A 24101-nucleotide genomic window follows, 5' to 3' on the forward strand; every position below is an offset into this window, starting at 1 on the left:
TGAGTTTTTATGGAGGCGGAAAATGGATTGTTCAACATTTGTCTTATTTGGAGCTACTGGAGATTTAGCTAAAAGAAAAATTATTCCGGCCTTATTCGAATTATTTCTTAGTCAAAAGCTGCCAACCCGAATTTCAATTATAGGTTCAAGTATTACTGAATATACCGATGATGAGTTTCACAATTATGTAAAATCATCGATCGATTCTTTCTCACATCATTCATCAAGTGATTCAAAACTAAGTGAATTTCTGCATCTCATCCGATATTGTAAGGTTGATGTGACAAAAGGATTAGAGTATGAAAGATTATTATCGTTAATCAAAGAGCAAGAAGCAAAATTACATATTCCGGAAAACAGACTGTATTATCTTTCGGTAGCTCCTCAGTTTTTTGATGTAATTGTTAAAAAGTTACAAGAGACTAAAATCGTTCAAACAAATGGGTGGAAGCGACTTCTTATTGAAAAACCATTTGGACATGATGTGACTTCTGCAAGAGAATTGAATGAAAAATTTTCATGTGTTTTTGAAGAAAAAGAAATTTACAGAATAGATCATTACTTAGGAAAACCAATGGTTCAAAATTTGGAAACATTGGAATTTGCGAACCCTGTTCTGCAGACTCTTTGGAACAATGAGCATATTGCAAATGTCCAAATTACAGCTAGTGAAATAGTTGGAGTCGAGAAGCGGGCTGCGTATTATGAAAAAGCAGGGGCAATTCGTGATATGTTTCAAAATCATTTACTTCAATTGCTTATGATGTTCAGCATGCATTTTCCAAATGGTTTTTCTGCGAAAAACATTCGTCAAGAAAAAAGAAAGGTCATGGAGGCTGTTCGTCCGATAAAAAAAGAGGATGTATTCAAAGAAGTTATTAGAGGTCAATACGGACCAGGGGAGATAAATGATGAACAAGTAATTGGTTATAAGAAGGAAACGGGGGTGGATTCGTCTTCAACAAATGATACATTCATCGCAGCCCGCCTTTGGATTGATGATTCATTATGGAAAGGTGTTCCATTTTATATTCGCACAGGAAAACGTATGAAGGAAAAATCAACAAGGATCGTGATCGAATTTAAAAATCCTTTGACAAAATACAATAAAAAAACAGAGCCTAATCTATTGGAAATCGGAATTAACCCGGAAAGTGAAGTGTCTTTACAGTTAAATAGCCGAAATCCTTTGAAAGAAGGGGCAATTGAACCTATACATGTTGATTTTACACCAGAACAGAGGGATATTCCGGAGGCATATGAGAACATATTAGTAGATGCATTAGAAGGTGATGCCACTTTTTTCGCTCATTGGAAAGAAGTTGAATTATCTTGGCTGCTTGTTCAGCCGATCTTAGAGGCTTTTAAGGAAAATTTAGTCCCTTTACATGAGTACCCATCTGGATCATATGGTCCAAAAGCCGCTCACATATTACTTGAAGAAGACGGATTCTTTTGGTGGTCAATTGACAATAAAAACGAAAAAGAAGATATAGTTGACAATGGAGAAATGAAGCATTATATAGTGCCAGCAAACGAACATCTTAGTACAGATCATAGACTACATCAATAGGAGTGATTTTGGTGAAAGTTGGATTAATTGGTTTAGGAAAAATGGGACTAAATATTAGCAAAAACTTAATTGATCACCATCATGAAGTTGTTGCGTTTGATATTAATGAACAAGCAATAGATGAAATCAAACAATATGGTGCACATGGAACGACAAATCTAAATGAATTGGTGCAAACCCTAGAACATCCAAGAATTGTCTGGATTATGGTCCCGCATAAAGTCGTTGATCAAGTGATTCAGGACATAAAACCATTACTAGCTGACGGTGATATTGTCATTGAGGCGGGAAATTCCCATTACAAAGAGTCAATGCGCAGATATGAAGAGTTTAAAGAAGTTGGTGTTAGCTACCTTGATGTTGGTACATCAGGAGGAATGGAAGGTGCCCGTAATGGTGCAAACTACATGATTGGTGGAGACCAAGAGGCTTTTGGAATTGTGGAACCGATCTTCCGGGATACATCTGTTGAAAAAGGATACGTGTATACAGGTAAATCAGGGAGTGGTCACTATTTAAAAATGGTTCACAACGGGATTGAATATGGAATGATGGCAGCAATTGCTGAAGGTTTCGAGGTTCTGGAAAAAAGCCGATTTGATTATGATTATGAACAAGTAGCAAGAGTATGGAGTAATGGATCAGTTATTCGCTCGTGGTTAATGGAATTAACTGAGAATGCTTTTGCTAAAGATGCGAAGTTGGATGGAATTAAAGGGATAATGCACTCATCCGGAGAAGGAAAGTGGACAGTAGAGGAAGCGTTAGATCTCCAGGCGGCAACACCTGTTATTGCTCTTTCATTAATGATGAGATACCGTTCTCTTGAAACCGATACGTTTACTGGTAAAGTGGTTGCAGCATTAAGAAATGAGTTTGGTGGACATGCAGTAGAAAAGAAATAGAAGGAAAAAGCTACCCTGCATGTTGCAAATTGGGTAGCTTTTAACATGTTAAGCATTAATTTTATAATCATGATTCTTTCTCATACGCTTCATATCTTCTCTAGGTGGAAGGCCAAACATACGGGAATATTCACGGCTGAATTGTGAAGGACTTTCATAACCTACCCGAAAAGAAACCTCAGCAGCATCAGTTGATTCTAAAAGTAACAAGCGTCTTGCCTCTTGTAATCTTAACTGCTTTTGAAACTGAATCGGACTCATTGCGGATATTTCTTTAAAGTGTCTATGTAGAGATGACACACTCATTTTTGCTAATTCAGCAAGCTCATCAATTCGAAATGACTTTTCAAAGTTGTTCATAATATAACTCATAACTTCTCTAATTCGATATGTTTCACTACCTTCAATAGCCATTTGTTTCAGGGCACTTCCATGAGGTCCTTGAAGAATTCTATATAAAATTTCCTTTTTGAAAATTGGAGCAAGAATTGAAATGTCGTTAGGAGTGTCTACTAATCTCACTAACCTGACAACTGCATCCAACAATGACTCTTCCACTTTGCTGACAAAAATAGCGCGGCTCGATTTCTTTTCTAATCCGACTTGTATCTTCGTTTCATCTAATATCTCTAAAATTTGGCTTGGTGTAAATTCAAGTTTTAATGCTATGTAAGGAGTTTCAGTAGAAGCTTTTATTACTTGTCCTGTAACAGGTACATTGACTGAGGCTACAAGATAATCGGCAGGACTGTACACATATCGTTCCTTCGCCAGGAATACCTCTTTTTCACCTTGAATAATCAAGCAAAAAGATGGTTTGTAAACTCCGTGAAAAGGCTCTGTCACACTCGTTCTATTGATGAAAAATAAAGAAGGAATATCAGTAAGGGAAACACCATTTTGATCTGTCTTTCGTTTAATGATGTTGGCAAGTTCAGTCTGCTGCAAGTACATTTGTTCAGACATTTGTCATTCTCCTCTCTTTATCAAGGGTAAATATCTCACTTTATTTTACAGCAATTTAAGGAAATCTGTAAGATAGCGTGAGAGGAATAGGCAAACATTTGATAGGAATGAGATATCAGGTATGCTAACTTCTGTTGGATAATGAGACTATAACACTTTTCTCTATAGGGATAACTAGCGTTTGAGGAGGGAAGAAGGTGATTACTAAACAATTTAAAATGAAACCAAATACAGGAATTGCCCGGTTATCAGCAATGTTGGTCATTGTTTCAAGCAGGTTCAGTTCCAAGATCGTACTTGAGTACCAAGGGAATAAAGTTAATTTGCAAAATTCAGCACAGTCATTAATGGAGCTGATGGATCTAAAACTGTATCCCGGTTGTCAATTTCTAATAACAGTACATGGAGTTGATGCTTATGAAGCTCTACACACCATTAATATTCATATACGAGAAGCCAAGCAGTAAATAACAGAAGAAAACCTGCCCTGTTTGAAAATTAGAAATTTAGCATATAGAAAGAATTGATACCCGAAAAATACGAACGAATTTCCTATAAAGGAGGAAAAAAAGTGGAACGACTATGGACGAAGTCATATATTAATATGCTGATAAGCATGTTGTTTTTGTTTACCGCATTTTATATGTTGTATCCTACACTACCATTGTTTATTAAAGATATCGGTGGTAATGAATCACAGGTCGGACTTGTGATGGGTGCGTTTATGCTTTCTGCGGTTATTTTTCGTCCAATAGTAGGTGGCCTGCTGGACCGGTTCGGAAGACTGCCGTTTATACTTTGTGGTTTACTTCTTTTTTCTATATCAATGTACCTTTATAACTGGGTTGGTGGAATTGTTGTGTTGATGGGACTGAGAATTTTACATGGGATGAGCTGGGCCGTTTCCACAACTTCAATTCTTACAGCGATCACGGATTTGATTCCATCAGGTCGCAGAGGTGAAGGGTTAGGCTGGTCTGGTATGGCTATGACGCTTGCGATGGCCATCGGTCCGATGTTTGGAATTTGGGTTACGGAAAACCATTCCTATCATTCTTTATTCCTATTCACTTTTCTTCTGTCGGTCATTGCCTTGCTCTTAATCTTAGGAGCAAAAGTGCCAGTTCAACCGAAACCAAGTTCAAGGAAAATAGAATTCTTCGAAAAATCAGTTTTACCTGTCACGATTACCTTCTTCTTTCTATTTATCGCATATGGTGGAGTCACCACGTTCGTCCCATTGTTTGCTAGTTCCATTGACGTTAATTCAGGAACATTTTTTCTCGTTTATGCTGTTACTCTTGTTCTTATTCGGCCGATTGCTGGAAAGCTATCAGATCGATACGGAGAATCGTTTGTCATAGGTCCATCCCTCGTCATCACAATGATCGCACTGGCTGTTTTAGGATTTTCGAACGGATTGTTTGGTGTTCTTTTAGCTGCAATACTTTACGGTATTGGATTTGGTGCTGCTCAACCTGCTTTACAAGCTGCCACCATTCGCCTCGTTCAACCAGAACGAACAGGTGTAGCAAATGCTTCCTTTACAACTGCGACTGATCTTGGAATTGGTCTGGGTGCCATAATGTTGGGCTGGGTTTCCCAACATTCGAGCTATCAAATCTTGTTTATAGTAAGTGCAGTGGCAGTCGGTTTTTCATTGCTCATGTTTCATCTTTTAGTAAAACGATTGTTGGTAAGCAACAGTCTGCATAAAGTGAAAGCTTCTCCTTTTCCAAGCAAAACAGGCTGATAGGGCGTTAGTGAAAAGTCGGGATTTGGAAAAATTCACCTCAAACGATTGACAATGGATGAGTAATAACTATATAGTAATGATAATAACTTAATATTTTGATATTTTCTTATCAAGAGAGGTGGAGGGACTGGCCCTTTGAAACCTCGGCAGCGGACTTTCAAAAGTACTGTGCCAATTCCAGTAGCGTGTAGCTATAGAGATAAGAGGAGCAAGGTATAATGATGCTAACTGCCCCCTCTTTTTATTTTTTTGAAGAGGGTTTTTTATGTTATCTGACAGTTATGCTGCGGGTATGAACATCACCAAAAAGGAGAGATATAGATATGACAAAAACATTAGTAAAAGCACCATTTAGAGCAGACCACGTAGGAAGTTTGTTGCGCCCTGAGAGAATTCATCATGCAAGAAAGGATTTTCAAGAAGGAACGATTACTGCACAACAATTACATACTATTGAAACAGAAGAAATTAAAAAAATTGTGGACAAGCAAATTGAAGTAGGTTTGCAAGCAGTAACAGATGGTGAATTCCGCCGTAGATTTTGGCATACAGACTTTTTAGAACATTTACATGGCGTTGAAGGGTATGTACCGGGACATGGTTTCAAATTTAATGGAGAAGAAACAGAAAGATATGATGTACGAGTAACGGGGAAAATCTCCTTTAATCAGGACCATCCACATGTAAAAGAGTTTATTGAATTTAAGGAAATCGTTGGAGACCGAGCTGTTGCAAAACAAACGATTCCTAGTCCAAACCAATTATTTAATGCCGGGATCCGTAATCTGGATATTTACCCTGACCTTGAAGAATACACAAATGATGTGATTCAAACTTACCGTGATGCGATAAAAGCTTTTTATGATGCCGGGTGCCGTTATCTTCAACTTGACGATGTATACATTGCCGGGCTAAACGCACCGGAAATTCCATTTAATGATAGTGGGTATTCCCGTGAAGAATTAATTGACTTAGCATTACGCGTGGCAAATGGTGTTTTAGAAGATAAACCGGAAGACCTTATGATCACAACACATCTTTGCCGTGGAAATTACCGTTCTACCTGGGCATTTGAAGGCAGTTATGCTAAGATTGCACCAACATTATTTGCAAAAGAAAAAGTAAACGGGTTTTTCTTAGAATATGATGATGATCGTTCTGGAGATTTTGCGCCATTAGAACACATCCCAAATGGAGGACCACAAGTTGTTCTCGGTGTATTCACATCAAAGCATGGCAAGTTAGAGGATAAAGAAAACATTAAAGCCCGTGTGGAAGAAGCAACAAAATATGTACCGCTAGAGCAAATCTGTATCAGCCCACAATGCGGCTTTGCTTCCACACATCATGGAAATATTCTTACGGAAGAGGAACAATGGGAGAAGTTAAAATATATCGTTGACATATCTAAAGAAATTTGGGGATAAACACAAAAGCGAACATCATCATAGATGTTCGCTTTCTTATATATCGATCGTTTAATATTTACATATAATCGTAAACAGAATCCTCAAAATAGAGCCAGTGGAAATATTCAATTTGTGCATCTGACATTTCAGAAATTTGTTTTTCACTAAATTTTTGTTTGTCTAATAATTTATTTGCTTTATAATCTCTGGCTACTTTGCTCATTTTTAAAATCCTCCCTATGTATAAACCAAGAATAAATCTTTTGTTGTTGTAATATTGTAATCGCTTTCCTTAACTTCTTGTATTTATTATATATCTCAAACTGAGATAAAACAAATATCAATTTGATATGATTTCGCCAAAACTAATATAGAAATGTCATTTATACATAGAATGATTGTTTTATATGAAAATTGGCCAGAGACTTCGGAGAAATTTAAGGGAACTACGGTTCAGTGATCCACACTACTTTCCATATAGACCGTACTTAATGACATGATTAATTAGTTCAGCCATTTCTTTTGGTGATTTGTCCATTCCGTTATTTAGCCAGGTTTTCGTTGCATATATACTTCCGCTTATAATAAACGTACTGACATACATTGAAAGTTCTTCACTGAGTTGTTTTTCAGCCTTCCAATGATTCATAAAGAAATCTTGAGCGAAAACCATTACTTTCTTTTGAAATGTCGTATCTCTACTTTCGTTAAGGAGTGTTTGGCACACTTCATGCTTTGAAGCAAAGTATTCTAGTAGCTTTTCGATCATCTGCAGATCGTCTTCATCATTTTCAAAATGACATTGATTTAAATAGCCGGTTAAATCTTCAATGATTTCATCTTCTATTTTATCAAGAAGATCAAATTGGTCACTGTAATGGGAATAAAATGTCGAACGATTAATATCAGCATGTTCACAAATTTCCTTAACTGTTATGGAAGAAATTTGTTTCTCCTTTAAGAGCCTCATTAAACTATCCTTTAAGACCATCTGAGTATATTTTTTCCGTCGATCCAGCTTAGAACTAAACATGAAAATCACCTTTTCTTATACATTATCCAACACATTTTGAATATGTGTTGTTCAACTAACGGATGTTACATAACTGATTGTTGAATAGCCAACACCGTGTCCATATAATGATAGGGTGTACATGAAAAAATGGCAAGAGAGGGTGAAATCTTATAAATATCGCAGCACGAATTATTAAACACAAAAAAGCAGTTGTGATCACATTTATGGTCCTGACGATCATTTGTTCCTTAGCATCATTAACTGTATCGGTAAACTATGATATGACAGATTACCTGCCGGAAGATGCACAGTCAACGAAAGCAATGGACATAATGGAGCAGGAGTTTGAGGGAAGTGTACCGTCTAACCGTGTGATGATCAATGATGTGACCATTCAGGAAGCTCTTGCTTTTAAAAAAGAATTAGCTGCCATTGATGGTGTGTCAGATGTGACATGGTTAGATGATGCGATCGATATAAAAGCGCCGCTCGAAATGGCGGATGAAGAGGTAGTAGAAACGTATTATAAGGACGAAAAAGCATTGCTTTCATTTAGTATCCGTGATGGTGATGAAGTCGCTATAACTGATGAAATCTATGAACTTATCGGGGAAAAAAATGCAATGGCTGGGGAATCTCTTAATACGGCCACACAACAAAAGATGGCCGGGACAGAATCCATGTATGCTGCAGCTTTATTAGTTCCAATTATTATTATTATTTTAGTTGTTTCAACAACTTCCTGGGTAGAGCCGGTATTATTTTTAACCGCAATTGGTGTGTCTATTTTAATTAATATGGGTACGAATATGTTTCTTGGAGAAGTATCCTTTGTGACCCAGTCTGTTGCCCCAATCTTACAGCTTGCTGTTTCACTTGATTATGCGATTTTTCTGCTACATAGTTTTTCTAATTATCGCAGGAAAACAACAGATCCACAGGAAGCCATGCAGCTTGCAATGAAAAAGTCCTTTTCGGCGATAACGGCTAGTGCGTCAACAACTTTCTTTGGGTTTATCGCACTATCGTTTATGAACTTTGAAATTGGTTCTGATTTAGGGGTCAACCTTGTAAAAGGAATTTTACTAAGTTTTATAAGTGTAATGGTGTTCCTACCAGCATTAACGCTGGTATTTTATAAATGGATCGACAAGACACTGCATAAACCGTTGCTGCCAAGTATTAAAAACAAAGGCAATGGATTGGTGAAGATGAAAATTCCAAGCTTGCTTATAGTTTTATTACTAATCATACCGGCATATTTGGCACAAAGTCAGACAAATTTCATTTACGGTGTCGGTGATCAGCCTGAAGATACAAGAGTAGGAAGTGATATCGTAAAAATAAAAGAACAGTTTGGGGAAAGTACACCGCTTGTCCTGCTTGTTCCTAAAGGAGACATTGCCAAAGAAGATGAGCTTGTCCAAGAGTTAGAGAACATTGAACATGTATCGAGTGTTCTTGCCTATGTGAATACGGTAAGTTCGGCGATTCCTCCGGAGTATTTGGATCCATCTGTGACAGAACCGTTTTATTCAGAGAATTATAGTCGGTTGATTCTTCAAACTGAAACAAAAAACGAGGGAGAAGAGGCATTTCAATTAATTGAACAAGTTAACAGTACGGCAAAACAATATTATGATGATGTCTATTCGGTTGGGGAAAGCGTGACATTATATGATATAAAAAATACGGTTCAAAAAGACAATACATTGGTAAATCTTTTGACCGTCATTACGATTGCAATTGTCCTGATCGTAACGTTTAAATCGATTTCGATTCCAATCGTGCTACTCTTGACGATTCAGACATCTGTTTGGATCAATCTTTCGGTTCCATATTTTACAGATTCTGCATTAGTTTATGTCGGCTACCTGTTGATTAGTATTATTCAACTTGCAGCAACAGTTGATTATGCGATCCTTTTAACAGATGCTTATAAAGAATATCGTGAAGAAATGACAGCACTGGAAGCAATGAAAAAAACACTGGATGAGAAGATCTTCTCGATTGGCATTTCAGGTGCCATTTTATCAAGTGTAGGGTTTATTTTATGGGTTACATCCTCAAACCCAATTGTATCTTCTATCGGGTTACTGCTGGGAAGAGGGGCATTACTTGCCTTTATTATGGTTGTGATCTTCATGCCGGCTATGTTCATTGTCTTCGATAAGCTAATTGCAAAAACAACGTTAAAAACACATTTTTATAAGGAGAAGAAATGATGAAAAAAAGTATAAGTAAAATTCTACTTGTCTTGACAACAACAATTTTCGTGATTCCTTCATTACATGTTACCGCTGTTTCAGATGACAACAAATCAAATGGTGATCCTTCCCGAGGAACAGGAGAAATTTCATCTAAAGATGAAGTTGTCTATGCAAAGCTAAGTTCGACCGGAGAAAGACAGGAGGCATATGTGGTCAACATCTTAGATATTGAAAAGCCAGGTGAAATAGTTGATTATGGGCCGTATACAAGCTTGAAAAATTTAACAGACCTAACAGAGCTGGAGCAAAAAAACAATACCGTTCGAGTAACAGCTGATTCAAAGGGGAAATTTTATTATCAAGGAAATATGAAGGGAGAACCTTTGCCATGGGATATTTCCATTTCTTATATACTAGATGGAAAGCAAATAAACCCTGATGAACTGGCTGGAAAAAAGGGACATGTACAAATTGAGATTCGTACATCAGCGAATGAACAAGTAGATCCGGTATTTTTTGAAAACTACTTGTTACAAATATCACTTTCCCTTGATACCGATAAACATAGCCATATTAAGGCACCTGACGGGATGCTGGCGAATGCAGGAAAAAACAAACAAGTTACATTTACCGTCATGCCTGAAAAAGAGGAAAAACTTACTGTTGAAGCAGATGCTCTTCATTTTGAACTGGGTGGCATTGATATCACAGCTATTCCATCTTCCATGCCAATCGATGCACCTAATATTGATGACATGACAGGTGATATGCAAATTTTAACAGATGCTATAAAGGACATTAACAATGGTGTTGGTGACTTAAAGGAAGGAGTATCGGAACTCAATAACGGCGTACATGAATTGGGCAACGGTTCATCTCAATTTAAAGAAGGAATGTCAAAAATAGATGGTTCGTCAACTGAACTGATCAATGCTTCCAAAAACATTCAGCAGGCACTTGAAACATTGAATGCATCTCTTAGCGGCAGCGGTTCAGAGGATATGGGTCTTGGTGATTTTAAAAAGCTTGAAGATGGGCTCAGTCAAATTTCAGGCGGGCTAAGAGAAACGTCTGATGGTTTAATGACATTTAATGAAAACTATGCCAAAGCATACAATGAGTTAAATAAAGCAATGGAAGCTATTCCAGAATACGAAATAACAGAAGAAAAAACTCAAGCGTTATACAATAGCGGAGCAGATCAACAAGTACTGAATCAATTACTGGAAACTTATGCTGCCGCCCGTACGGCAAAGGGAACTTATTCGGCTGTAAAAGAAGCATTTGACGCAGTAGATGTGACAATAAGTCAAATTAATGGTGCCTTAACAGAAATGGCTGACAATCTTGATACAATGGCAAATGGAATTTCATCCTCACTTGAACAAATGGATGTTGCAGAATCATTTGCGCAGTTACAAGAAGGAATTAATCAGCTTGCTTCCAATTATGGTGCATTCCACACAGGTCTTGTAGAGTATTCAGGAGGAGTAAATCAATTGTCAAACTCCTATACTAAGTTGCACACTGGTATTAATGAACTTTCAAATGGAACAGATGAACTGGAAAACGGTGTAGGCAAGCTTCATGACGGAACAGATGAACTGTATGAATCGACAAGTGATTTACCTGTACAAATGAAACAAGAAGTGGATCAGATGATCGCAGACTATGACAAGTCCGACTTTGAAGTCGTATCCTTCTTATCGCCTAAAAACCAACAAATAAATTCCGTTCAATTTGTCATAAAAACAGAAAGCATTAAAAAAGAAGAACAAGAAAAACCAGAAAAAACAACAAAAGAAAAAACAGGATTCTGGGCACGCCTAAAGGAACTGTTTTCATAATGGGTCAGAGGGACAGGTTCACTGTCCCGATGGACCAACCACATTGCTTTTTCTATTGACCCCCTGCAAAATGACCTCTAAAATAAAAATAATCCAAATTTTCTTAATCTTATATAATAAAATTCTAAGAATACGGTGAAATTGGGACAAGGAACCTGTCCCTCCGACCCACCTTTTTGTATAATAAAGAGAGAGTAGTGAAAGGGGATACATGATTTGCATACAAAACACTTGGATTTATTAGCGCAGAAGTATGATCGTGAGGAAAAGGTAGTTACTGAGATTATTAATCTTGAAGCGATCTTGAATCTTCCGAAGGGTACAGAGCATTTTGTCAGTGATTTACATGGAGAGTTTCAGGCTTTTCAACATGTTTTGCGAAATGGCTCAGGGAAGGTAAGAGAGAAAATAGAAGACATCTATAAAAAGGTGTTAACTGAAAAAGAAATAAAAGAGTTTGCGACACTAGTGTATTACCCTGAAGATAAAATCAAACTAATGAAAAATCATTTTAGCAATGAAGAAGAATTATACCAATGGTACACAGTTATCATTGAGCGGATGATCAAACTGATTTCCTATGCCTCTTCCAAATATACACGTTCAAAATTACGAAAAGCTTTGCCTAGTCAATTTGTATATATTATAGAGGAACTCTTATACAAAACTGATGAGTTCACGAATTTTAAAGAACCTTACTATACAAGCATTGTTGAACAAATTATTACGCTTGGACAAGCTGATAAACTTATTATCGGCCTGGCATATACGACTCAGCGTTTAGTTGTGGATCATCTCCATGTTGTTGGGGATATTTATGATCGAGGACCGGAGCCAGATAAAATAATGGAAGCCCTCATTAACTATCATTCTGTTGATATTCAGTGGGGAAATCATGATGTTTTATGGATCGGTGCTTTTGCAGGCTCTAAGGTTTGTCTTGCTAATATTATTCGAATATGTGCACGCTATAACAATCTTGACATAATCGAAGATGTATATGGAATTAATCTGCGACCGCTTATGAATCTAGCAGATAAATATTATAAAGACAATCCGGCTTTCAGACCGAAAATCCAACCTGACGTTCATGTTTCAGATGAAGAAAAACTGCAAATTACTAAAATCCATCAAGCCATTGCTATGATTCAATTCAAGCTTGAAAGTCCTATCATTAAAAGACGTCCCGGTTTTAATATGTCAGAAAGACTTTTACTCGAGGAAATTGACTTTGAACAAAATGAAATAACTATACGCGGAAAAACATATCCATTGGAAAATACGTGTTTTTCAACTGTTAATCCTGAGCAGCCCGATCAATTATTAGAGGAAGAAAAGCAAGTAATAGACAAGCTCCTATTCTCTGTTCAGCATTCGGAAAAATTGGCTCGACATATGAATTTTCTGATGAAAAAAGGCAGCCTTTATTTGAAATATAATGGGAATTTATTGATACATGGCTGTATTCCTTTAGATGAAGACGGGAAAATGGAAGGAATGGTCATTGAAGGGAAAACATATGCAGGCCGTGAATTACTCGATGTGTTTGAGCATTATTTACGGTATTCCTTTGCACATCCTGAAAAAACGGATGACCTAGCGACAGATATGGTGTGGTATTTATGGACGGGAGAATATTCCTCACTCTTTGGGAAACGAGCGATGACAACATTTGAACGTTACTTTATTAAAGATAAGTCCACACATAAAGAGCAGAAAAATCCATATTATTATTTACGTGAAAATGAAGAAATCTGCCGAAAAATTCTAGTAGAATTCAATCTTAATCCAGATCAAGGTCATATCATAAATGGACATACCCCTGTAAAAGAGATTGAAGGAGAAAATCCGATCAAAGCAAACGGTAAAATGATTGTAATAGATGGTGGTTTTTCTAAAGCTTATCAATCTACTACTGGAATTGCCGGATACACATTATTGTATAATTCCTACGGCATGCAGCTCGTTGCACATAAACATTTCAATTCAAAAGACGATGTATTACTAAATGGAACAGATGTATTATCTGTTAAAAGAATCGTTGATAAAGAATTAGAGCGGAAAAAGGTATTGGAGACAAATGTTGGAGAAGAATTATTGCAGGAGATTTCTATATTAAATAGTTTAATGGAATATCGGTATATGAAATAGGAAAAGCGAAAGGCGCCTGGAGCGAGACACCAAAACCTCGCACAAAAGCCTCTGTACTTTTAACATATGGAAGGGAATCTTTCCCTTCTTTTTACTGTGTAAATTTAACTATACATAAAATCGTTTCATAGAGGAGAAGATTGGGTTGATAGATAAAAACAGTAGTAATCAGATCAAAAAAGCTTTAAGAAAAAGCTTAGATAATCAGGACATCGCAGGTGCAAACCTTCTTGTGCTAAAAAAGGGAGAAGAAATTTTTTACCATGAAGATGGTTTTGCTGATATAGAAGCGAACAAGCCTATTCTAAGAGACTCTATTTTTCGTCTATACTCGATGACAAAGCCGGTCACTGCAGCTGCGGCTATGATTCTGGTCGAACGGGGAGAGATTGATTTACATGAGCCTGTTAGTCAATTTTTGGATGGATTTAAGCATCAAATCGTTGTAGAGAATGGAAAGCTTATACAAGTCGATCGCGAAGTTACTCTCCATGATTTACTCAGCATGACGTCAGGATTAGTCTATGGTGGAGATGATCAAGCAGGACAAGGAACAGCAGCTGTATTTGAAGAAATAGATCGTAAGCTTTTAGGTGATTCACCATTAGGTACTGTTGAAGCAATGAACAAATTAGGAAAAGTACCACTAGCATTCCAGCCTGGTTCTTCCTGGCAATACGGAACCTCATCAGATGTATTAGGTGCAGTGATCGAAGTCGTAAGCGGGCAAAAATTTGGCGAATTCTTGAGGAAGGAATTATTTGATCCTCTCCAAATGAATGATACAGGATTTTGGCTTCCTGAAGAAAAAAGAAGTCGTCTTGTGAAAACGTATACAAATTCAGGAGAGGGAGGTTTAGAGCTATATACGGGCAATCACTTAGGAATTATTCATCATATGGATCGAAATCCCGCCTTTGAATCTGGTGGAGCAGGCTTAGTTTCAACAGTCGATGATTATGCAAAATTTGCGAAAATGCTGATGAACCAAGGAACATTGGAGGGGACTCAACTATTACGTCCGAAAACAGTCAGCTTTTTAACTTCGGCTACACTAAACACAGAGCAGCAAAAAGGCTTTGACTTATGGGGGCAACAGGGATACAGTTACGGAAACTTTATGCGTGTATTAACAGATCCAAGTCAATCAGCAAGTATAGGAAGCCTTGGCGAATATGGCTGGGACGGTTGGCTTGGTTGTTATTTCATTAACTGTCCAAAAGAAGAACTAACCTTTTTATTTATGATGCAGAAGAAAGATTCAGGTACAACTCCGCTAACTAGAAAGTTGCGTAATATTATTTTTAGTGCTTGTTGTGAGTAACGGAAAGAGGCAGAGAATGTTTTCTCTGCCTCTTTGTTAGAAGATATTAGAATTGATCTGTAATATCTTTTTCTATTTTCGCAGGTTCTGTCGTTGGAGCATATCTTTTTACCACTTGACCATTTTTATCAATCAGAAACTTAGTGAAATTCCATTTAATGTCTTTTGATAAAACACCTTTCTTTTGTTCTTTCAGGTATGAAAAAAGAGGTTCGGCGTTTTCACCATTTACATCAATTTTGGCAAACATAGGGAAGGAGACACCGTAATTCAACTGACAAAACTCTGTTGTTTCATTAATATTATCGAATTCTTGGTTATTAAACTGGCTACAAGGAAATCCTAAAATTTCAAGACCATCGTCTTTAAATTTATCATAGAGTTCTTGAAGTCCGCTAAATTGCTTCGTTAGTCCACATTTACTCGCTGTGTTTACAATTAATAAAGGTTTACCTTCATATTCTTTTAACGATTTTTCCTCGCCATTTGGTTTTCTTACAGTGAAGTCATATACGGTTTTCATACATCTTCCTCCTTGGAAACAATCAGTCTGTATATTGCGTACAATTAAATTGTATCAAATGTAAAATCATTCTTCAATGAGAAATATTTCTTTGTTCCAAACAAAAAAGCTTTTGCACCAGGTACAAAAGCTTAGTTAATTTATATAAGGTTTTTAGATTTACATATAATCGTAAACAGAATCTTCGAAATAGAGCCAGTGATAATATTCAATTTGTGCATCTGACATGTCTGAGATCTCTTTTTCATTGAATTTTTGCTTAGCTAATAATGCCTTGACTTTGGTTTCTCTCGCTAATTGGCTCATGCTTACTCCCCCTTAAAATATCAGAAGCAATTTATTTTTTGTTTGTTGTAAACGTTTTTCCGATTTCTTAATTTTATTATATATCTCAATTTGATATTAAACAAATATCAAATTGAGATGATTTTTCCAGAAATAATATAGAATGGTTATCTAAGGTTTGTTGAACCCAAAAAATTAATGGTTGTTGGTTAGTAGGAAAAATTATGCAATTGCCAGCGTCTTGCAGAGGGGAAAATAGGTAAAAGGATAGATTTGAATATTAGGAAAGTCGTGGTTTTGGTGAATGCGCTTCTAGGATAAATGGAATATATTTTAGCGGTATTGATTGTTACATTCTGTTATTACGAGTGTTTTTAAGTGATTTTTTCATATCCAATTAAAATGATTTTTAGTTTATTACCAATATTGAGATTAGGAGTATTTTGACCTATTTTGCATTTATAATAGGTAATAAATAACTATTCCAAATAAAGGAATATCTCTTTAGAATAATGGATGTTGTGTTTTTTAACACGAATTACATCTAGGAGGAGAATAATGATTAAAAAAAGAATTAGCCTTGTATTATCAATGCTTGTTGTGATCATGCTTGCTGCTGCTTGTTCATCTTCAACGACAAGTAAAGAAGAGAAAGAAAAAGAAACGGGAAAGAATGAAAACTCGTCTGTTGAAATTAAGGTGGACAATGCAGAGTATACTCTTCCATCTGAATATGATAATGTGTCCGAGGATCAACTTGTGCTCAAGATTGATGTTGAAATGACAAATAAACGAAAAGAAACAATTGATATCGAACCACCTAGTTTTGCTTTGTACCAAGGTGACACAAAAGCAACTGAAGGTGAGCCGGAGGATTATAAGCAGAAGTTAGAATATACTCGACTTACTGAAGGTAAAAAAATAAAAGGCAGTTTATTTTACATCGTTGATAAAGGTGAACAATATCAACTTGTCTACACTCCTTTAGCATATGGTGACAAAGAGGAAGACCCAATTGAAATCGAAATTGATGGAGCTGACGAAAAGCTATTAAAAACAGCCGATAAATTACAGGATCCGGCAAAAGCTTTATCTGCTTACTTAGATATTTTATTTTATAATGTTGATAATCCAAGATTTGAAAAGTTAACAGGTGAAAAGAAAGAAACACTCTTAGAAGAATTTGATGCTGCGATTATCGAAGGGTTTTCAAGTGCAACATACATGTCTGAAGACCAACTTGATCAAAAAGTTGTGGTCAGCTTGGTAAATTCGATGAAAGCCGCTTTTAAAGAAAAAGTAGGAGCAACAACCATCACAAAAACAAGCAATGGTAAAGAAGCGATTGTTGAGCTAAAAGGAAAACCGTTAGATGTTCCTTCATTACAACCTATCTTGGAACAAGAAATGGAAAAATTTATTACGTCAAACCCGAATGCTACTGAGGCAGAAGCATTAAACTTTGTTTTTGAAAAAATGGGGAACGAATTTAAAAACGTTACAACTGCTGAAGAAGTCATCGTTGAAATTCAAATGGTGAAGCATGGTGAAGACCAATGGAAGATCGATCCGGATGATTATAGATCAGAAGATATCGCGACACCGTTTGTGAAATTTTATTGATGACCCCTTAATAACAGATATTATAATAGAAGAAAACCTACCATAGTTGTTGTTTATTAATCTCAGGATAGTAGAGATTTTTCAATAAAAGGTGGGTTTTCTTTATGTTTTGAGGACATACAAAAGAATATGGTATGAAATTTTGTTGTAATTTTTAGTTATAGCAAAAAATAGTAATATATATTCCAGTAATAGTAGGTAAGGCAAAAAATTAAGTCGTTTATTTCATCAACCTCTAATAACTTAAACTTTTAGAATATATCGAAATGTATGCATTAACAATAATGTGAGTTTGTATTATAATTATTAATGAACGCGCGTACACATAGGTGAAGAAGAGGTGTACAAAGAGAACTTAAACCAATTCAGATGTGAAAATAAAGTTTATATGAGGAGAGGAAATAAAATGGCGAATGAAACTCAAGCTCAAAACAGTGTTTTAGGAACAAACGTTATAGCTCAAATCGGTATTTTGGTTCATGATATTGAAACTGTTTCCCAAGCATATGCGGATTTTTTCGGCGTGGAAAAACCAAAGTGGAACTGGACAGATACAGTCGATGTGGCTCAAACAGAGTTCGAAGGTGTTTCCTCTGAAGCTCGTTCTAAGCTGGCGTTTTTTGATATGGGTTCCCTACAGTTGGAATTAATTGAGCCGGATGAGCATCCGAGTACATGGAGAAATCACTTGGACCAACATGGAGAGGGGCCACACCATATTGCTTTTGTCATCAATGGAATGAAAGAAAAAGTGACAGTAATGGAATCGAAAAATATGCCTTTAGTCCAAAAAGGGGAATATACAGGTGGGCGATATGCCTATATGGACACTTTCAAAGATTTAAAGATTATGCTAGAGCTTTTAGAAAATGATAAATAACGGGGGAGTGGTCAAAAATCTTAATCTTTTAAAGATAGAATGATATTCTCTTATACATAAAGAAGAGTATGGAGTAAGTCGTATTGCTTCAACTTGGCTAAATGTTGGGTATATGAGAAATAAAACGAAGAAATGAGTCAAGGAGGTTTCTATGAACATACTCATTACAGGTGCAAACCGGGGACTAGGTTTAGCTCTAACAACTGAAGCAGTAAAGAGAGGGCACACTGTTATTGCCGGTGTGAGAAACTTGGTAAAAGGAACAGATCAGTTACACCATCTCCGTTCACTTTTTCCTCACCAAGTTCAGCTTCTCTCATTAGATGTTGCCGAGGAAGCAACTTGTCAGGAGTCTTCGAAAACATTAGCATCAGAAAACATTACACTGGATGTAATCATAAACAACGCAGCAATCTTAAATGAACGATCAAAAACAATTGAAGAACTGGATATTGATAAGGTAGAGCATAGTTTCAATATTAATCTTTTCGGTCCAATGCGAGTTGTCAAATACTTTCTGCCATATCTGAATAAAGGACCTGATGCATCAATTATTAACATTTCTTCCGAAGCGGGAAGTTTTCAAAATGCCTATGGCGGTGACTTTCCATATGCTCTATCGAAAAGTGCGTTAAATATGTTCTCACAACAATTAAAAAAATATCTCGCTGATGCTAAAGTGTCTGTTTTTGCTGTTCACCCCGGTTGGATCAAAACGGACATGGGGGGAGATAAAGCGCCTGGGACACCTGAAGAATCGGCAAGAGGGATATTGGATATTGTTGAGAGAAAGCTGAAAGTAATCGGCAACCCTACATTTATAAATAGTAAGGGTGAACACATGTCTTTATAACGAAAGTAACCCTCAAACCTTGTTTGGGGGGTCAATTATTTATGGTAGGCATAATGAACTAAGATTTTATCTAAAAAACTCTGTTATACAAATCATCGTCATAAATCCAAAGATAAATGTAATAGTGGAAGCTCTCTCATGACCATCCCCATGACTCTCTGGAATTAGCTCTTTATAGACAACAAATAACATAGATCCTGCAGCAAAAGCTAATCCATATGGAACAATATTCTGGAAAAATTCACCGAAAAAATAACCGAAAATCCCTGCGATTAACTCTATTAATCCCGTTACCGCTGAATACAAGATTGCCTTTAACCGATTAACGCCCTGTGTAACTAAGAATAAAGCAACTAAAAATCCTTCAGGAATGTTTTGTAATCCAATGGCAAACGCAACGAGAGACCCAACCTCCAGGTTTTGACCTACATTCGAAATCCCAACAGACAGTCCTTCAGGAAAATTATGTATGGACATAGCGATCATAAATAATATCACTTGGGCATGTCCTACCGGATGATTAGCGTGATCCAGATCTGTGTGAGGAATGATACTCTCTATACATGTAAGAACAAAAGTACCGATTAATATGCCGATAACCAGAGTCGTCAAACTTGAGAGTTTTAAGGCAGACGGAATTAATCCATATGATGAAGCGGCAACCATGATACCCGCTGTAAAAGCTAATGTTACATCTTTTCCTTTATGAGAAAGGTTTTTTATAAATAATACTGGAATTGCTCCGATGGTTGTACAAATTGAGGAAATAAGGATAGGCAAAAGGGACATAGCTCTTCCTCCGGTAAGGTAATTGATATATCATATGACAGCAGGTTTAGAAAAATGTTATGTAAAAAGAAGCAAGATTTTTTAAAGGCTATTAATAATAATCCTAAAAAGCGTTGAATATAAGAGCTTTTTGATAAATAAAGGTGACAATCAAACGGTATCAACATATACTAATGTTGTATTAGGGAAAAATTATAGCGTATAGTAAAAATATTGGGGATTGTCCTTTATTTCGTATATAAGTAGCTCTGCTAGGAAGGATCGATAAAAATGGGTGTACGACTTGCTTTTAGGGTAGGGGAAGGGGAATGGCTTGAATTAAGAAGACTAGATCATACTTATTTTTATGCGTATATAACAAACGAGGATATGAAGATCTGTGATCAAGAAATCGGTCAATTTGAAGAAAAGGAATTAGGTGAAGCATTTATGAAGCTTCTTTATCAATTGAAAGAGAACCGAAAAATAAACCAAATTGACCTTTAAATGGCACATTGAATATCATGTGCTTTTTATTTTGTTACAAAAGCAAACCTATTAAATAGAAAAAATGTAGGAACACATTTTAAGAAATAAAGAGCATAAATTTGTAATTTACTTGATAAGATTCTATGTGTCCAACAAATTAATGGTAAAATATTACTGTAAATCTATTGCTCAAAACTCAGCTAACTGATGGCTAGCAATTATACAAAAGTATTCATGAAGAATAAGGAGACAAGTCGATATTGAATACCATTTTAGGAACCAGAGCATCTATTCTGGCTCCAATGCTGATGTCAGGAATTCAAGACCAAAAGGTACATGTATTATTACATGCTGTTCCTGGCCAAGCTATGAGGGGAAAAAGCTTTCTACTGCCAAAGACATAGATGGAGCTTATGATCTGTTTCATGATTGGATTGAATCAAGGCTCAATTTTTTAAAAAAATGATAGGGAAGTTGGCCGTATTATTAGCAAAGAAAATGAAAGGACCTCAATGAATTTGAGGTCCTTTTAATAATCCTAGCTAATTTCAATTTGTTTGATCACCTTAGCAGGATTACCACCAACCACAACATTATCCGGTACATCTTTCGTCACGACCGCACCTGAAGCGATAACAACATTGTCTCCTACTGTAACCCCCGGATTAATGATGGCACTTCCTCCGATCCATACATTGTTTCCAAATGTAATCGGTTTTGCAAATTCTTTACCGGAATTACGCTCCATTGGATGGAGGGGATGTGTTGCTGTATAGATTTGTACTCCAGGTGCGAGCATGCAATTTTCCCCGAATCGTACTTCGCATACATCTAAAATAGTACAATCGAAATTGGCAAAAAAGTTTTCTCCAACATATGTGTTATAACCGTAATCAAAACGGATATTTGGCTCCATATAGACGTTTTCTCCAGTAGAGCCGAGTAACTCTTTTAATAATTTTATGCGTTTTTCTCCGTCTGTTTCTAATGTTTGATTATAAATTCTTACCTTTTTTCTTGCTTCCTCACGTTCCTTTACTAATAAAGGGTCAGCAGGGTTATACATTTCTCCCGCCAGCATTTTTTCTTTTTCAGTTTTCATAGTATGACCTTCTTTCTAATACTTGAACAGGATCTAAACATCAAGAACTAACTGTCGAACTTGTCTCTTTATTTATCGTCACTTTCTTTTTCATTAATTGATTTAATTTTTCCGAACTTAAAAGCATGATAACAACGAAAATGACAATACAGAACGGGAAAATCCCAATGCTTGATTTCGATGCAATGAACCCAAGAAGTGGTGGAATAAAGGTACTTCCTGTATATGCAATGGCCATCTGATAGCCCATAATCGTTTGCGAATGCTTTTTTCCAAATCGTGCTGGTGTTTCATGGAGCATACATGGAAAGATTGGTGCTAAACCTAAACCAACCATGATAAAGCCAATAAGCGAGAAAACAGGTGGAAATGGCAGAAACAGAAGGACAGCACCTGCAAGGGAAATGAATTGTCCAACTCGAATAAGAGTAAGATTATTCATTTTAAACGTAATAAAGCCTGTTATAAATCGGCCAATTGTAATTCCTCCATAGTATAAGGAAACCCATTGGGCAGCAACTGCAGCATCTAACTCCTTTACATTCACCAAAAAGCTGCTTCCCCATAGACCCATTGTGGCTTCAACTCCACAATAAAAGAGGAAGGATAGCATAGCCAATTTAACACCTTTAATTTGTAAAGGTTTTACGTTCACAGCATCTGCAGGATGAATGGAAATATCAGTTGGATCACCAAGCTGTTCGTTTACGTTTTTATGACTATTTTTAGTTACTTTGTTCCATAAAGGTAAAGTAAGTAATAAGATGATCACCAGTAAGAATTGCATACCTGCGATGGCAAGATAGCCGTTGTTCCATGAATGTTGACCGGAAATAAACTGGGCCATGATAACAGGACCCAGAGTGGCTCCAACTCCCCAAAAGCAATGTAACCAACTCATATGATGTGCTTTATAATGTGTTGTTACATAATCGTTTAATCCAGCATCAACTGCGCCTGCACCTAGTCCAAGCGGAATGGCACAAACGAATAACCAAATAACGGATGGAGAAAAATGAAATCCGAGCAAAGCACATGCAGTGAGTAAGCAACTGACAAATGTCACATTTCCAGTTCCAAATCGTTTAAGTAATCTTCCGCTAATTAAGCTTGAAATAATGGTACTTCCGGCAATCGCCATAAATAGGTATCCGGCAGTTTCAAGTGGGGCGGATAAGTCCGTTTGCATCACAGGCCACGCGACTCCTAATAGTGAATCAGGTAAACCTAAGCTAATAAAAGCCAAATAAATAATGACTAAAAGGAATGTTGCCATAATTAAACCTCGCCTTTTTATATTTTTAAATGGATGTTCCATTTAGCATGAGATCAAGTCCGAGACTTTGTAATCCATCTAAATAATCTTGTTCCCAATTACTTGTGGTAAGTTTTGGGAGATGTTCAGAAGGTATGTATGTAGAGCAGCTGATAGCAACTTTATCTAAACTCATTTTATCCATTTCATTGTTACAAAAAATAATCGTATGAGGGTTGATAATTGCGACAAATGAAGCTATCAATCTACTAATTGCATCCACTTCATATTCCTCTTTGATCATTTTTTCCGAGTGGCTGCCATTATCTAAAGCTTGTTTAAAATTTTGGTTGTCATACATTGGGACAAATGAAACTTCTCCGGAGAAAAATGTACTCCCACGTACGACATCACCATTAATCATAATCCCTGCTCCAGGACCATTTTGACCTGAATACAAATAGATAAGAGACTGTTTGTCTTTCATTCCTCGTGTATTGTGATATCCAAGAACAGCAGCATTCATATCGTTCTCAACTATTACAGGTACAGAAAAATGTTTCTCATAGTAGGTTTTTAAATCGAAATGTTGAAACTGCTCATACCCTGGTATATAAAAGATCTTTCCATTTTCAACTGAACCGGGAACTCCAATTGCAATAGAACTGATTTTGGGGAAATTTGTCATTGTTTTTTCAATGAACGTTGTTAATGAATGTAAACCATCATCCACTAATACACTCGGAGCTTTGCCTTGCGCTTTTATTTCACCCATGCAATTGAAGACGGTATAATTCGTATCTGATTTCTCCAAAAAAATCGCAAGACCTACTGAATACTCTGGGTTGTATGTATATCTTTTTGCTCGCCGTCCACCACTGGAATCATCTAATCCGACTAAGTGAATTTCACCTTCTTCTTCCATCTGTGACAGGAACTTACTGATTGTCGGTAGACTAACTTCTAATAAATTGCTTAATTCAAGTTTTGTTGCACTGCCAAGTTCTAAAAGGTTTTTACGAATACCTCGAAGGATGATCTTCTTCATTGATTTTGGAGAAGCTATTAATTCATCCACTATATCACCGCCTAAAACTTTTTAAACTACTTTTTAAAGATCTTTAATAAGTTGAGTTTACTATAGCATATAAAGGATCTGAAAACAAT

The 24101-nt window shown here is 36.5% G+C and carries 23 protein-coding genes and 1 riboswitch; of the genes, 14 read left to right on the forward strand and 9 right to left on the reverse strand.

Features of this window, described 5'->3' with window-relative positions:
* Positions 1-22: 22 nt before the first annotated feature.
* Together zwf and gnd are read left to right on the forward strand one after the other, a co-directional pair.
* Positions 23-1573: a glucose-6-phosphate dehydrogenase gene (gene zwf / locus LC095_RS07145; RefSeq protein ID WP_226527510.1), complete on the forward strand. Its 1551-nt coding sequence runs from the start codon at positions 23-25 to the stop codon at positions 1571-1573.
* 11 nt (positions 1574-1584) lie between these two features.
* Positions 1585-2478 carry a phosphogluconate dehydrogenase (NAD(+)-dependent, decarboxylating) gene (gene gnd, locus LC095_RS07150; RefSeq protein WP_226527511.1) on the forward strand — a complete coding sequence of 298 codons (894 nt, stop codon included), beginning with the start codon at positions 1585-1587 and terminating at the stop codon, positions 2476-2478.
* A 48-nt stretch (positions 2479-2526) separates the two neighbouring features.
* Here gnd and LC095_RS07155 read toward each other — a convergent pair whose 3' ends face one another.
* Entirely contained in the window at positions 2527-3444 is a 918-nt protein-coding gene (locus LC095_RS07155) for an AraC family transcriptional regulator (protein WP_226527512.1), read from the reverse strand.
* Between the two features lie 197 nt (positions 3445-3641).
* Between LC095_RS07155 and LC095_RS07160 the strand changes: the two genes are divergently transcribed.
* The 3 genes from LC095_RS07160 to LC095_RS07170 all read left to right on the forward strand — a co-directional run bounded on the left by LC095_RS07160 (position 3642) and on the right by LC095_RS07170 (position 6627).
* The gene (locus LC095_RS07160; RefSeq protein WP_226527513.1) at positions 3642-3911 is read left to right on the forward strand and encodes an HPr family phosphocarrier protein; all 270 of its coding nucleotides are present in this window, start codon (positions 3642-3644) and stop codon (positions 3909-3911) included.
* Positions 3912-4015: 104 nt separating this feature from the next.
* Positions 4016-5197 carry an MFS transporter gene (locus tag LC095_RS07165; protein WP_226527514.1) on the forward strand — a complete coding sequence of 394 codons (1182 nt, stop codon included), beginning with the start codon at positions 4016-4018 and terminating at the stop codon, positions 5195-5197.
* Positions 5198-5303: 106 nt separating this feature from the next.
* Positions 5304-5406, forward strand: a riboswitch (SAM riboswitch).
* Between the two features lie 117 nt (positions 5407-5523).
* Positions 5524-6627 (forward strand): 5-methyltetrahydropteroyltriglutamate--homocysteine S-methyltransferase, encoded by a 1104-nt coding sequence (locus tag LC095_RS07170; RefSeq protein WP_226527515.1) that lies wholly within the window; start codon positions 5524-5526, stop codon positions 6625-6627.
* A 58-nt stretch (positions 6628-6685) separates the two neighbouring features.
* Here the strand turns inward: LC095_RS07170 and LC095_RS07175 are convergent, their stop codons facing one another.
* Complete coding sequence (locus tag LC095_RS07175) at positions 6686-6832, reverse strand: hypothetical protein (protein WP_226527516.1); 147 nt, start codon at positions 6830-6832, stop codon at positions 6686-6688.
* A 243-nt stretch (positions 6833-7075) separates the two neighbouring features.
* The gene (locus tag LC095_RS07180; RefSeq protein ID WP_226527517.1) at positions 7076-7642 is read right to left on the reverse strand and encodes a TetR/AcrR family transcriptional regulator; all 567 of its coding nucleotides are present in this window, start codon (positions 7640-7642) and stop codon (positions 7076-7078) included.
* A gap of 206 nt (positions 7643-7848) precedes the next feature.
* Here LC095_RS07180 and LC095_RS07185 point away from each other — a divergent pair, with 206 nt between their 5' ends.
* The 4 genes from LC095_RS07185 (at position 7849) to LC095_RS07200 (ending at position 15156) form a co-directional block, all read left to right on the forward strand.
* On the forward strand, positions 7849-9849 hold the full coding sequence (locus tag LC095_RS07185) for an efflux RND transporter permease subunit (protein WP_226527600.1): 2001 nt from the start codon (positions 7849-7851) through the stop codon (positions 9847-9849).
* Positions 9849-11681, forward strand: coding sequence for a YhgE/Pip domain-containing protein (locus LC095_RS07190; protein WP_226527518.1), 1833 nt, complete (start codon positions 9849-9851; stop codon positions 11679-11681). The genes LC095_RS07185 and LC095_RS07190 overlap by 1 nt, the downstream gene beginning before the upstream one ends.
* A gap of 216 nt (positions 11682-11897) precedes the next feature.
* A complete protein-coding gene (fbp, locus tag LC095_RS07195; protein WP_226527519.1) occupies positions 11898-13832 on the forward strand; it encodes a fructose-1,6-bisphosphatase in 1935 nt (644 codons plus the stop codon).
* Between the two features lie 145 nt (positions 13833-13977).
* A complete protein-coding gene (locus LC095_RS07200) occupies positions 13978-15156 on the forward strand; it encodes a serine hydrolase domain-containing protein (protein WP_226527520.1) in 1179 nt (392 codons plus the stop codon).
* Positions 15157-15202: 46 nt separating this feature from the next.
* On the opposite strand, the gene LC095_RS07205 is transcribed toward LC095_RS07200, so the two are convergent.
* Positions 15203-15679: a glutathione peroxidase gene (locus LC095_RS07205; protein WP_226527521.1), complete on the reverse strand. Its 477-nt coding sequence runs from the start codon at positions 15677-15679 to the stop codon at positions 15203-15205.
* A gap of 159 nt (positions 15680-15838) precedes the next feature.
* Positions 15839-15985 (reverse strand): BH0509 family protein, encoded by a 147-nt coding sequence (locus tag LC095_RS07210; protein ID WP_156931934.1) that lies wholly within the window; start codon positions 15983-15985, stop codon positions 15839-15841.
* 537 nt (positions 15986-16522) lie between these two features.
* On the opposite strand from LC095_RS07210, the gene LC095_RS07215 reads away from it, so the two are divergent.
* The 3 genes from LC095_RS07215 to LC095_RS07225 all read left to right on the forward strand — a co-directional run bounded on the left by LC095_RS07215 (position 16523) and on the right by LC095_RS07225 (position 19320).
* Positions 16523-17587: a DUF5105 domain-containing protein gene (locus LC095_RS07215; RefSeq protein WP_226527522.1), complete on the forward strand. Its 1065-nt coding sequence runs from the start codon at positions 16523-16525 to the stop codon at positions 17585-17587.
* Positions 17588-17993: 406 nt separating this feature from the next.
* Positions 17994-18467: a VOC family protein gene (locus LC095_RS07220; RefSeq protein WP_226527523.1), complete on the forward strand. Its 474-nt coding sequence runs from the start codon at positions 17994-17996 to the stop codon at positions 18465-18467.
* Between the two features lie 151 nt (positions 18468-18618).
* Positions 18619-19320, forward strand: coding sequence for an SDR family oxidoreductase (locus tag LC095_RS07225; protein WP_226527524.1), 702 nt, complete (start codon positions 18619-18621; stop codon positions 19318-19320).
* Between the two features lie 66 nt (positions 19321-19386).
* Here LC095_RS07225 and LC095_RS07230 read toward each other — a convergent pair whose 3' ends face one another.
* Entirely contained in the window at positions 19387-20109 is a 723-nt protein-coding gene (locus tag LC095_RS07230) for a ZIP family metal transporter (RefSeq protein WP_226527525.1), read from the reverse strand.
* A 270-nt stretch (positions 20110-20379) separates the two neighbouring features.
* On the opposite strand from LC095_RS07230, the gene LC095_RS07235 reads away from it, so the two are divergent.
* Both LC095_RS07235 and LC095_RS07240 read left to right on the forward strand, forming a co-directional pair.
* Positions 20380-20595: a hypothetical protein gene (locus LC095_RS07235; RefSeq protein ID WP_226527526.1), complete on the forward strand. Its 216-nt coding sequence runs from the start codon at positions 20380-20382 to the stop codon at positions 20593-20595.
* Positions 20596-20837: 242 nt separating this feature from the next.
* The gene (locus LC095_RS07240) at positions 20838-20981 is read left to right on the forward strand and encodes a hypothetical protein (protein WP_226527527.1); all 144 of its coding nucleotides are present in this window, start codon (positions 20838-20840) and stop codon (positions 20979-20981) included.
* 134 nt (positions 20982-21115) lie between these two features.
* On the opposite strand, the gene LC095_RS07245 is transcribed toward LC095_RS07240, so the two are convergent.
* From LC095_RS07245 to LC095_RS07255, 3 genes are read right to left on the reverse strand one after another with little or no spacing between them, the layout of a single operon-like run.
* Positions 21116-21679, reverse strand: coding sequence for a sugar O-acetyltransferase (locus tag LC095_RS07245; RefSeq protein ID WP_226527528.1), 564 nt, complete (start codon positions 21677-21679; stop codon positions 21116-21118).
* 40 nt (positions 21680-21719) lie between these two features.
* Positions 21720-22955, reverse strand: a complete 1236-nt coding sequence (locus LC095_RS07250; protein WP_226527529.1) for an MFS transporter — start codon at positions 22953-22955, stop codon at positions 21720-21722.
* Positions 22956-22980: 25 nt separating this feature from the next.
* Positions 22981-24012, reverse strand: coding sequence for an ROK family protein (locus LC095_RS07255; RefSeq protein WP_413467466.1), 1032 nt, complete (start codon positions 24010-24012; stop codon positions 22981-22983).
* Positions 24013-24101 lie beyond the last annotated feature (89 nt).

Source organism: Metabacillus niabensis, from assembly GCF_020524345.1.
GTDB classification, from domain to species: domain Bacteria; phylum Bacillota; class Bacilli; order Bacillales; family Bacillaceae; genus Metabacillus; species Metabacillus niabensis_B.